12 protein-coding genes are annotated in these 12,210 nt (G+C 32.5%); 1 reads left to right on the top strand and 11 read right to left on the bottom strand.

Annotation, left to right across the window (positions count from 1 at the left end):
- Positions 1-20: 20 nt before the first annotated feature.
- From GW534_RS01260 to GW534_RS01210, 11 genes are all read right to left on the bottom strand, one after another.
- Complete coding sequence (locus tag GW534_RS01260) at positions 21-539, bottom strand: cell wall elongation regulator TseB-like domain-containing protein (protein WP_161919240.1); 519 nt, start codon at positions 537-539, stop codon at positions 21-23.
- A gap of 127 nt (positions 540-666) precedes the next feature.
- The gene (dinG, locus tag GW534_RS01255; RefSeq protein ID WP_161919239.1) at positions 667-3,414 is read right to left on the bottom strand and encodes an ATP-dependent DNA helicase DinG; all 2,748 of its coding nucleotides are present in this window, start codon (positions 3,412-3,414) and stop codon (positions 667-669) included.
- Positions 3,415-3,690: 276 nt separating this feature from the next.
- Complete coding sequence (gene panD / locus GW534_RS01250; protein ID WP_161919238.1) at positions 3,691-4,080, bottom strand: aspartate 1-decarboxylase; 390 nt, start codon at positions 4,078-4,080, stop codon at positions 3,691-3,693.
- Between the two features lie 26 nt (positions 4,081-4,106).
- Complete coding sequence (panC, locus tag GW534_RS01245; RefSeq protein ID WP_161919275.1) at positions 4,107-4,955, bottom strand: pantoate--beta-alanine ligase; 849 nt, start codon at positions 4,953-4,955, stop codon at positions 4,107-4,109.
- Entirely contained in the window at positions 4,955-5,797 is an 843-nt protein-coding gene (panB, locus tag GW534_RS01240; RefSeq protein ID WP_161919237.1) for a 3-methyl-2-oxobutanoate hydroxymethyltransferase, read from the bottom strand. The genes panC and panB overlap by 1 nt, the downstream gene beginning before the upstream one ends.
- Before the next feature lie 377 nt (positions 5,798-6,174).
- Positions 6,175-7,155, bottom strand: coding sequence for a biotin--[acetyl-CoA-carboxylase] ligase (locus GW534_RS01235; RefSeq protein WP_161919236.1), 981 nt, complete (start codon positions 7,153-7,155; stop codon positions 6,175-6,177).
- The gene (locus GW534_RS01230; RefSeq protein ID WP_161919235.1) at positions 7,152-8,336 is read right to left on the bottom strand and encodes a CCA tRNA nucleotidyltransferase; all 1,185 of its coding nucleotides are present in this window, start codon (positions 8,334-8,336) and stop codon (positions 7,152-7,154) included. Before GW534_RS01230 ends, GW534_RS01235 begins: the two co-directional genes overlap by 4 nt.
- A complete protein-coding gene (bshA, locus tag GW534_RS01225) occupies positions 8,336-9,475 on the bottom strand; it encodes an N-acetyl-alpha-D-glucosaminyl L-malate synthase BshA (protein ID WP_161919234.1) in 1,140 nt (379 codons plus the stop codon). The genes GW534_RS01230 and bshA overlap by 1 nt, the downstream gene beginning before the upstream one ends.
- Before the next feature lie 75 nt (positions 9,476-9,550).
- The gene (gene mgsA / locus GW534_RS01220) at positions 9,551-9,955 is read right to left on the bottom strand and encodes a methylglyoxal synthase (RefSeq protein ID WP_161919233.1); all 405 of its coding nucleotides are present in this window, start codon (positions 9,953-9,955) and stop codon (positions 9,551-9,553) included.
- Between the two features lie 39 nt (positions 9,956-9,994).
- Positions 9,995-10,801: a 4-hydroxy-tetrahydrodipicolinate reductase gene (gene dapB / locus GW534_RS01215; protein WP_161919232.1), complete on the bottom strand. Its 807-nt coding sequence runs from the start codon at positions 10,799-10,801 to the stop codon at positions 9,995-9,997.
- Positions 10,785-11,129 (bottom strand): nucleotide pyrophosphohydrolase, encoded by a 345-nt coding sequence (locus GW534_RS01210; RefSeq protein WP_161919231.1) that lies wholly within the window; start codon positions 11,127-11,129, stop codon positions 10,785-10,787. The genes dapB and GW534_RS01210 overlap by 17 nt, the downstream gene beginning before the upstream one ends.
- A gap of 177 nt (positions 11,130-11,306) precedes the next feature.
- Between GW534_RS01210 and GW534_RS01205 the strand changes: the two genes are divergently transcribed.
- Complete coding sequence (locus tag GW534_RS01205; RefSeq protein ID WP_161919230.1) at positions 11,307-12,176, top strand: YitT family protein; 870 nt, start codon at positions 11,307-11,309, stop codon at positions 12,174-12,176.
- The last annotated feature ends 34 nt before the right edge of the window (positions 12,177-12,210 follow it).

Here is a 12,210-nt window from a genome sequence, read left to right as displayed (position 1 = left end):
CCGAATTAGACAAATTTTATCTATAAATTGTATACTCGATACCAATCACCATTGTAAAAATCTAAATATAATATACTATGACGATTTTTTCGGTCTTTATATGTGATTTCATAGGCTGGAGCATCTTCAACCATACCTAATTTAATACTTATAATTTTTTTCGGACGTTTTTCTGAAGAAAAATCATCTAATCCATTTTGAATTATGTGAATGACCTCTTCTTCTGATAATCCTTCTTTAGCATTTTTAACTAAAACTTCCTTTTTATCATCTTCAGGCACCCAAACATGAATTTTTTCACCATTATCATTCTTTCCTGTAATTACATAATACTTGTCGAGATAATGAAACCACTCAATTGAATTTACTTCTGTTAAATCTGTTTCTGCTTTTGCTCGTTCAACAGCAGTCTCTTCTCCCCTCTTGATCGGTGATGTTGATGAAAAATATATAATTACAGAACCAATAATTATTAAAATTAATAGTGAAAATATACTGATTAGTAACCCCTTTTTCATACTACACTCCTTTTCTTTCATCTATCATATAAAAAATTTTTTCTCCATTATACCAACAAAACCGATAAAAGATAATACATTTTTACAATAATATCGGAAAAATTTCAATATAAAAAAAGATATATTTATGACAATCCTGTGTAAGGTTTTATACGTCCTCTAAACATTGACAAAGTTCTGGTAAATCTACAATATTCATCGAAACTGTTGGAAGTGAATCGATAAAAGCTGGACCATATTTACTGTCAAAAATTCTTTTATCAAAGACAATGAAAAATCCCTTTGTATGATTTAATTTTAAATATTTTATATAACTATGTTTAAAACGTAAAATCGCATCTGGTAAAGACAATTCATAAAACGGACTTTTTCCTTTACTCTTAATTACTTTTAATCGATTAGCAAAAACAGGTTCATTAGGTGATGCAAATGGTAGCCGAACGACAATCATTGCATCTATTTTTCCTTCTAGCTGCAAGGTTTCTATGTGGGATGTAGTACTGAAAAACAACGCTTTTTCAAAACGATTAAATTGTTTAGCTAATCGATGCACACTTCCACCAGAAACCCCTTGTGCAAGAAGCACAAACTCATCTAATAATTCACTGTCCTTAATCAAATTATAAGCTTTTTTTAACATTTCATAAGAGCTAAAAGTTATGAAAAGTTTCCCTTGAACAGTTTGTGCAATGGCTATAATATGATTGCTAATGATTTCAATAAATTCTTCCTCCGATACTTCTAAAATATTGGGAATGTCATTCATCGCATACAGATGCACACTTACTTCTTTATTTATATTTGTTTGAAATTGTTTCGAAACGTATGGAAATGAATCGAGTCCCAATTGTTCACTCGTATAGGCAAATGAATTTTTTATCGTTAATGAATGTGAGATAAATAAAACGGCTTTTTTCGATAAATAAAAATCAGCCAGTTGTTCGTGAATATCAACAGGTAAACTCTTCCACACAATTGTTGATTGAGGGCTTTTTAAATCCGCCTCTAACCAAATTATGTTTTTTACATCTTCCATAGTAAATTCCTGTTGCATGTCACTTATTTGTGTTAATTGTTTTATTAAAAAAGCAAAATCTTCAACTAATAATTTTTCTTGATCTGTCATATTTTGATAATTGTCAAGCAAAGCCAATAATCGTTGATAAAATGCTTGATGTATATTTAAGTATGCATCATAAAACCGTTCCCAGCAGTATAACAGACTATCATTTTCATGAATTTCAATTTGAAGGCTAATTTTTCCCTGTTCCGAATCCTTTTTTGAAGTTTTCAATAGATGATAACATAATTGGAAGAATTCCTCGCCTTTTTCTGAAAAGTCTTGTAAATAGTTCTGAATCATCAGTGTCGATTCTTTTGTGTAAATACTTTTATCTTTAATTAATTTTTCAATTTTACCAACTAGTTTTAACTGTTCAGGACTTCCAAGTTGGTTAAGATAAAATTTTAATGATGAATAACTTAATCTTTTGCCAAAATATTTTTCGGCATTTTTTTCAAAGAGGTGAGCATCGTCAATAATGCAGTAATTCATATTAACATTTGGCAACACTTTGGACCGGTTAGCCATTAAAAAGTGATGATTAGTTAGTATAACCTGGGCGTGTTGAGCATTGTTTATAGCATTTTTATAAAAATCACGGTTTTTCCACGGATTGTTGTGATCTGCCTCTGCAATAGTTATATCAGAAATTTTTTTCAAAAATTGTATGCCGGCACTAGATAAATTAATTTCACTAACATCTCCAGTTTCAGTTTCCGTTAGCCAAACGAGCATTTGCATCTTCGTTATTATTTCGTCGTAATTTTGATTTTCATCTTTTAATACTCTTTCGAACTTCCATAAGTTTAAATATTGTTGTTTACCTTTTAACAACTGAACATGGATTGGAACTTTTAAAATCGACTTTAATTGTGGTAGTACTTCATCAACTACCATTTGTTGATTGCCGATTGTCGCAAGAGAAACTACAACCGGTTCTTGTTTTATTATCGATAGAGCGGTAGCAGCTAATAAGTATGATAACTCTTTTTTTTGTGTCAAATCTGCCTCAACTAAAGAAAGCTCACCATCACTGAGACATTTATATATGTATTCAACTAAATTCCATTGTTCCGCCCGTAGTTTATCCTTATTAATAAAATCTTCTAAATCATATTCTTGATTTCCATCGATAATTTGTTCAGATTGATTATCAATTAATTTTTGCTTCTTATATACGATTCCTCGATAAATTTCCAGGTGTTCTGGAAACTTCTCTTTTGTTTCAGTTTTCTTCTCGTAAATTTCGTCTAATATTTCATAAAGATTCGTCCGTAAACCTTTCGAATATTTACGTAATTGATTGATTGTCCTTTTTGGAAAAGTATTTATTTTTTGTAGTAAAGTTAAAAACCATTCTGCAGTAACAAATGCATCACTATCCGCTTGATGTGGCCTATCATGGTCGAAACCGGCAAAAGTAGCAATATCGTTAAGCTTTAAACTTTCGATTGTTGGCATAAAAATCCTAGTCATTTCAACCGTGTCAAGAAGCGGACAATTAAGTAGTGGAAAGTTATTTATTTCTAATTGTTCCTGTAAAAATGTGTAATCAAAATGAACATTATGAGCGACAAAACAAGCACCATCTAATAATTGAATAATATCTTCTGCCACTTCATGAAACAATGGTGCTGTTGCTACTTGTTCATTATCAATTCCAGTTAATTCGGTAATAAATGGAGAAATTGGAATCTCAGGATTGATGTATGTAGTATATATATCAACAATTTTTTCATTTTCAATGACAACACCAGCAAATTGTATAATACGATCGCCTTTTTTTGGTGAGTGACCTGTTGTCTCAATATCAACAATTACGAATTTATTCAAATTAAACACCTCATAATTCTAAAAGCAAACCTATTGTTTGATTTAATCGCGGTAACATCCATCTTAACTAAATCAACAATCTTCATGTTTAAATATATCCAATATATATAATTTGTTAACTATAGAAACATTATCATATTTATTGATTATCGAAAAGTAAAGCTATATAAATTATGCATTTAATACAATCAGAAAAATACATAAAAAAGACATTTAATCAAATCTATTAAAAGAATGATTAAATGTCTATTCAGAACTATTTTCATCTAAGTTTCATTATGAATTTAAGATGTATGTTTCAGGTTCTGATTCAATCATTTCAACAATTTTATTTTCTTCATCTAATACTGCAATTTTTGGTTGATGATATTTCGCTTTTGCTTCTTCAATCATGCAGTAAGAAATAATAATGATAACATCTCCTGGTTGAACGAGACGGGCGGCTGCTCCATTTAAACAAACTACACCACTACCTCTTTTTCCAGGAATAATATATGTCTCCAATCGGGCTCCATTGTTATTATTTACAATTTGTACTTTTTCATTTGGTAACATGTCTACGGCATCAAGTAAGTTTTCATCGATTGTAATACTACCTACATAATTTAAATTCGCTTCTGTTACTCGAGCACGATGGAGTTTCCCCTTCATCATTGTTCGATACATTATTAACCACCTTTTATTGAGTAAATTCACGTTACATTTAAAATGATATTATCGATCAATCTTGCTTTTGAATATTTTACTGCAAGAGCAATGATTATTTTTCCTTCCAGTTGTCTTAATGGAAGTAACGATGGGAATGAATGAATTTCTACGTATTCAACTTCCCCTGAAATGTGTTCTTTCAAATACTCATTCATTGCTGCAATGACAACATCTGGATTACGTTCACCAGATTCAATTAACCTTTTCCCTTCTAGTAACGATTTATATAAATATGATGCTTCCTCTCTTTCAGGCATCGTTAAATTAACATTACGGGAACTTTTCGCCAGTCCATCTTCTTCGCGGACAGTTTCTACAGGACAAAGTTCAATTGGTAAATTGAAATCTTGAATTAAGCCATCAACTACAGCCACTTGTTGGGCATCCTTTAAACCGAAATAAACTCGATTTGGACGGATTATTGAAAATAACTTTAACAACACAGTTGCTACGCCATCGAAATGACCTATCCGATTTTTACCACATAAAACGTCTGTTCTTTTTGTAACTGTTAAATTTGTCGTCATTTCAGTAGGATACATTTCTTGTACAGAGGGGTAAAAAATATAATCTACCCCGGCTTCACTTGCTAACTTTTTATCTCTTGCAAAATTTCTCGGATACGTTTCATAATCTTCGTTTGGTCCAAATTGCAGTGGGTTAACGAAAATACTGATTATCACTTTAGAATTTTCTTTGCGTGCTTTCTTTATTAAGGTTAAATGTCCTTCATGTAAATAACCCATTGTTGGAACATAACCTATCGTTTCTCCAGATATTATTAATTTGCTACTTATATTTTGCATTTCTTTAACAGTTTCAATAACAGTGATCATCCTTTAATGCCTCCGTATAAACTTTCAAGTACGCCATCTTTCATTGTGTAGCTAGTCTTTTCATCTGGAAAAACACCAGTTTTAACTTCATTAATGTATGCCTGAATTCCAGAAACGATATCCTCTTGAATATTAACATATTGTTTAACAAACTTTGGAAGGCGCTCGACACCATAACCAAGTAAATCATGATAAACTAAAACTTGGCCATCACAATTTGGTCCGGCACCAATGCCAATCACTGGAATCGTTAATTGTTTCGTAATTTCTTCAGCTAATTGGCGTGGAACACATTCTAATACGATTGCAAAAGCCCCTGCTTTTTCACATTTTTTCGCTTCTTCAATAAGTTTCTGTGCAGCCTCTACAGATTTACCTTGAACTTTATAACCACCAATAACAGCAACAGATTGTGGAGTTAAGCCGATATGAGCTACAACCGGTATTCCTGCAACCTTTAACGCTTCGATATGTTCTAAGATAATGTCTTCCGCTCCTTCAAGCTTTACTGCATGGGCTCCACCTTCTTGCATTAACTTTGCGGCATTTCTAACCGTTTCTTCTCGGCTACTATGGTAAGTAGCGAATGGAAGATCTGCCACGATAAATGTATCGATTGCTCCTCTTTTTACTGCCTTTGTATGATGAATCATATCATCTAGGGTTACTTGGATAGTAGAATCGTACCCTAGCATTACCATACCTAAAGAATCCCCGACTAAAATCATATCAATTCCTGCTTGCTCAGCCAGTTTTGCCGATGGATAATCATAAGCAGTAATCATCGTAATTTTTTCATTTCTTTCTTTCATTTGGTAAAAATCAGTTGTTTGTTTCATAAATATTCTCCTCTCATATAATATTAAGAGGTAATGAAACAAGAAAAAGTGCATCAAAAAGGGACGCTCCCATACAAAAAGCATTATCTAGTAAATTTAAGATTATGAATAAACTAGAAATGCTTTTTATCGTATGAGAGCAGTCCCCTGCCCTTGTAAAATCTTTCGTTTCATCCCTCCGTCCCGGTCCAAATAGGCTACAGGCAGATTCTTTTATTATTTTTAAAAATTGAACCGTCTAGATACCGCCCATATCGGTGCAGCTCCAATTCACATTATAGCAAAATTCAAAATGGCTGAATAGTATTTTTATAAAAAAATTCTATAAATATAAAAAGAGTTTCTCTTCTACTGATGTAAAAAAGAAACTCTTAATCTTATTTTATTTCTATATCTGCTGAAAGGATTTCAATTATTTCACCATTTGCTTGTTTTAATAATAGTACACCTTCATCATTAATTCCAAGCGCTAATCCCTCGAACGTACCTTTTAAAGTTCGAGCTGTAATTTGTTTACCAATGGAAATGGCATATGTTTCCCACAATCGTTTAATTGGTGGAAAACCTTCAGAAATATATAAGTTAAGTAACTGCTCTAAATAATAACATAGTTTTTGAATAATTTCGGTTCGATTAACCGTTTGCTCTAATTCAATTTTTAATGAAGTTGCTATCATTTGTATATCGTCAGAAAAATTTTCAGTACTTTGATTTACATTAATGCCAATACCAATAATCACAGATTGAATTCGATCTTCTTCTGCTTGCAATTCTGTTAATATGCCACACACTTTACGCCCATTAATTAAAATATCATTTGGCCATTTTATTTCAGGTATTATGTTTGTTACATCTTTAATCGCTAGAACTACAGCAACTGCTGTCAATAGTGTTAGTTGTGGTGCATGTTGAAGTTGAATATCAGGACGAAGAATAAAACTAGCCCAAATTCCAGTACCTTTTGGGGAATGCCATTTTCTTACCATCCGTCCTCTTCCCTCAGTTTGTTCATCAGCAACAATTAATGTTCCGTGATTCGCACCATTCATTGCATACTCTTTAGCAATTTTTTGTGTGGAAGATACTGATTCATAAAAGTAAACTGATCTTCCTATCGTTTCTGTTTGTAAACCGAGATATATTTCATCTTCGGACAATTTATTGGAAGGAGTTACTAATCGATATCCTTTTTTTCGAACTGCTTCAACTTGAAACCCGTCCTTTTTTAACTCTTCAATATGCTTCCAGATAGCTGTACGGCTACAACCAATAGTCTGTGCTAATTTTTCACCAGAAATATATTCTCCGTCTGCATGTTTAAATGCATCTAATAGTGCTTGTCTTACATTTGACTTCACGTACTGTACCACTCCTTGATCTGCTCCTTGTCATTCATTACTTCACCACGAATAACAGCCAATTCAATTTTTTCCAACGCTTCACGTACCCAAGGTCCACCACGTTTGTCGCTCCATTTCATTAAGTCATTCCCATTTACTGCTAATTCATCCCGATTTTTAATTGGTAATCCAACAAAGGTTTGACGGATTTTTTTAACCGAAGTGTCGGCTTCCTTATTATTAATAGCACAAAAAACTTTTTCTGTATGAATCGCAATATCGAGCCCTGTTAGATAAATTGATTCATTACTCCAAGATTCATTTTGTCTATTTTTATAGGCTTGAATTATCTGCTTTATTTTACGAATCAATTTTACTGGCATTTTCCATTTTCTTAATAATTCTTCAATCGATTCATTTTGAAATAGAATTAATAATAACGCCCATACTTCAACCTCATTTAGATTTCTATTAGAAATATATGTAGTTGCCTTCTTTAGTTGTTCGCGATATTCACTAAATCCAGGTAAAAATTCATATAGATTACTTTCTGCTATTAAATCTAAAGCTTTACTACAATTTTTACCCTTTAATAGTTTCATAAATTCCATATAAATACGTTCTACTGAAATATGTTGAAGTAATGGTGCTAAACGTTCGATTGCACTGTACGTGTTTTTTTCTAAATAAAAGGATAATTGACTAACAAAACGGACCCCTCGCATCATACGGAGTGCATCTTCTTTAAATCGTTCCTCAGGTTCTCCTACAGTACGGATGATTTGATTCTTAATATCTTGTTGTCCATCGAAGGGATCTATTAATTCACCATCTTTTGTCATAGCGATTGCATTCATCGTAAAGTCACGTCGTTGTAAATCTTCTTTTAATGAACGGATAAATGTAACTTCCTTTGGTCGCCTGAAATCAACATATTGATCTTCAGTTCGAAAAGTTGTGATTTCATAATTTTCTCCTTCGTAAACAACGATTACGGTTCCATGTTCAATTCCTACATCAATTGTTTTAGGAAAAATTTGTTTAACTTCATCAGGAAAGGCGCTCGTAGCAATGTCCACATCTTCAATCGGCTTATTTAATAAATAGTCGCGAACGGACCCTCCGACGAAGTACGCTTCAAAACCTGCTTTTTCAATTTTTTCAATAATTGGCACGGCCTTTTTAAATTTCACTAACATTACATTTCATCCATTTCTACTAATCGATAATAAATATCTTCATATTGACCGACAATTTGTGCTGAAGAAAACCTATTTTTCACACGATTCACACTTTCTTTTGAGAATTTTTCGTGAAGGCGTTTATCTTGTAATAAATCAATTGCAAAACTAGCAATTTGTTCGATATTACCTAATTCACAAATAAATCCCGTTTTACCATGGTCTATTACCTCAGGGATGCCACCGATTTTTGTACCAATAACAGGAGTACCACAAGCCATTGCTTCTAAAGCTACTAAACCAAAACTTTCCTTTTCGGATAATAATAAAAGTAAATCACTAATTGAATACAACTCTTCTAAGTTATCTTGTTTACCTAAAAATAGGACGGATTCTTTTAGTTGAAGTTGGTCAACAAGATTTTCAATTTTAGACATATCAGGTCCGTCCCCGACAAGCAATAATTTTGCAGGCATTGACTCTCTAATTTTTGCAAATGTATTTACAATATCTTGAACCCGTTTTACTGGTCGAAAATTCGATACATGAATAATAACTTTTTCATTATTTTCAATACCAAAATTATCTTTTAATTTATGATTATTTTCTCGTTCAGCATATACTCGCTCATCAATAAAATTATAAACAACGTTTATTGGCTTTTTAGCTGTAACTAACTCATATGTTTCTTGTACAAGGGCATTTGAAACAGCTGTTACAGCATCGGATTTTTCAATTCCGAATTGTATTGCCCGTTTTAATGATGGATCTTGACCTAATACGGTAATATCTGTTCCATGTAATGTTGTTACAATTTTAAAGTCATGTTCAGACATTTGTCGGGCTAATAATGCACAAATTGCATGAGGAATAGCATAATGAGCATGTATAATATGTAATTTTTCTCTATGCACTACTTCAGCGATTTTGCTCGCCAATTGTATATCATACGGTGGATATTGGAAAACAGAATATTGGTTTATATCTACTTGATGATAAAAAATATTTGGATACAGCTTTTTTAAACGAAAAGGGATGCTAGACGAAATAAAATGAATTTCGTGTCCCCTCTCAGCTAATAGTTTTCCTAATTCTGTTGCAACAACCCCAGATCCACCAACTGTGGGATAACATATAATACCAATTTTCAATTTCATCTCTATCCCCCAGTATTATCAATTATTGTCATAATCTAAAGTTGATATATGTTCAAAAGAAATAATTAATTTATTTTAACGCATATCTTTAATCACTTTTCGCCAATCAATATCTCCACGTTGCAATCCACGAATTAAAACTTCAGCTGTTCCCATATTCGTTGCAACTGGCACATTGTACACATCACATAATCGAATTAAAGCTGTTACATCTGGTTCGTGGGGCTGAGCAGTCATAGGATCACGGAAAAAGAATACAATATCCATTTCATTTTTAGCAATCATCGCACCAATTTCTTGGTCACCGCCAAGAGGCCCAGATTGGAAGCGTTGAACAGTAAGACCTGTTGCCTCTTGAATTCGTAACCCAGTAGTCCCTGTTGCAAATAATGTATGCTGTTCAAATATATCCTTATAAGCTGTTACAAATTGTACTAAATCTGCTTTCTTTTTATCATGGGCAATTAAAGCTATGTTCATATTACACACTCCTGTTGTTTAAGATTAATAAACTTTTAATTAATCAAGTATATTTTCTAAACCGTAAACGAAACGATCTAATTTCATTACAGTTTCAATTGATAATTTTACACCTGTCATGAATGATGTTCGATTATAAGAATCATGGCGAATCGTTAATGTTTCACCTTGTCCACCTAACATTACCGTTTGATGGGCAATTAAACCAGGTAAGCGAACACTATGTATATGCATCCCTGACATATCTGCACCTCTTGCACCCGGCATTTTTTCTATTTCATCAGGATGACCTTGTTTTTTCGGTGCGCGAACTTCTTCAATCAATTGAGCAGTTTTAATTGCAGTACCACTTGGGGCATCTAATTTTTGATCATGATGCATTTCAATAATTTCTATATCTTGAAAATATTTAGCAGCCATTTGGGAAAATTTCATCATTAACACAGCGCCAATTGCAAAGTTCGGAGCAATAATACAACCGATATTTCCATCATTCGCGATGGTCTCTAATTCATCTAATTCTTCTTGATTTAATCCTGTTGTTCCAACAACTGGACGCACATTATAGGCTAACGCTGTTTTAATATGTTCAAAAGCTGCCTGCGGAACGGATAGTTCTACAAGACAATCTGGTTGTGTATCTTTAATACAGTGCTTAATATCTGTATAAACGAGACAATCAATATTGTTAAATTCATTATCTACTTCAGATAATTTCTTTCCTTCATTTATCCGATCAACCACTCCAACTAGTTGGAAATTTTCGTTGTTCGATACCATTTTTACTGCTTCTTTTCCCATTCTTCCTCTTGGACCTGAAATAATGACTTTAATTGGTGTTTCCATTTTCTTCCTCCTCTATTCTCGTCCAACGATTTGCATCCCGCGTACGGAATTTTTCCATTACCCTGTCATGGGCTTCTTCTAAATTTATATTTAATGAGTTAGCAAAACAAATGAGGACAAATAATAAATCACCTAACTCTTCTTCTACAGTATTTTCTTTTTCTGTTGATTTTTTCGGCTTCTCACCATAATAATGGTTTACTTCTCTTGCAAGTTCCCCTAACTCTTCTGAAAGTCTAGCAAGCATAGCTAATGGACTAAAATATCCTTCTTTAAATTGAGATATGTATTCGTCAACTTCCCTCTGTAAATCTTCCATCGTTTTCATATAATAACACCTCAGCAAGTTACCTAATACACTAGTATCTTTGATTTTTATTGAAATCCTATATCAAAAAACGCATAGGAAAAACGATTTTAGATAGGATAAGAATTAAGAAAGATTAGTTCGGTAGTTATTATTTCTAACAGGTATATTGTATCACAACTAGAAAGGAATAGAAAAATGACAAAATCAATTAAAATTAAAAATATTCTAGTTATCCTTTTAGGAACTGCTATTTTCTCTTTTGGACTCGTTCATTTTAATATGGAAAATAATTTAGCTGAAGGCGGTTTTACCGGTATTACACTGCTATTATACTTTCTTTTTAAGATAAATCCATCCGTTAGTAATTTAGTTTTAAATATACCGATTTTTTGGATAGGTTGGAAAATATTAGGAAGAACTGCTTTTATATATACAATCATCGGAACTATTAGTTTGTCTTTATTTCTAGAAATTTTTCAAAGGTATAGGATTGATATCCCTTTAGAAAGCGATATGTTGTTAATTGCTATAATTGCTGGCATTTTCATTGGTCTTGGACTCGGAATCATATTTCGTGTCGGTGGTACAACTGGAGGCTCTGATATTATCGCTAGACTTGCAAACAAATTTTTCGGTTGGCCAATGGGGAAAACGATTTTTTTATTTGACGCTACTATTATTACACTGTCTCTTATAACATATTTAACACTTCAACAAGGAGTCTATACATTAATAGCTGTATTTATTGGCGCAAAGATTATCGATTTTATTCAGGAAGGCGCATATTCAGGAAGAGGCGCTATTATTATTTCTAATAACTATGAAAAAATTGCAGAACAAATTAGTACTGAATTAGATCGAGGGGTCACTACGCTAGATGGTGAAGGTTTTTTTTCAAAGGAGAAAAAGAAAGTTTTATATTGTGTCGTTGGTAAAAACCAAATAAATCAAGTGAAAAAAATTGCCCTTGCTATTGATCCCTTTGCTTTTGTATCTATAACCCATGTTCATGAAGTTATTGGCGAAGGCTTCACATTAGATGAAAATAAAAAAATAATTACGTAAAATTTTTTCAAAATAAAATAAAAAATGCTGCCAT

The sequence above is a fragment of the Pallidibacillus pasinlerensis genome (assembly GCF_009996845.1).
In the GTDB taxonomy this organism is placed as follows: Bacteria; Bacillota; Bacilli; order Bacillales; family Caldibacillaceae; genus Pallidibacillus; species Pallidibacillus pasinlerensis.
The sequence above is the reverse complement of the archived record's forward strand: the minus strand, read 5'-3'. Positions and strand labels throughout refer to the sequence as shown.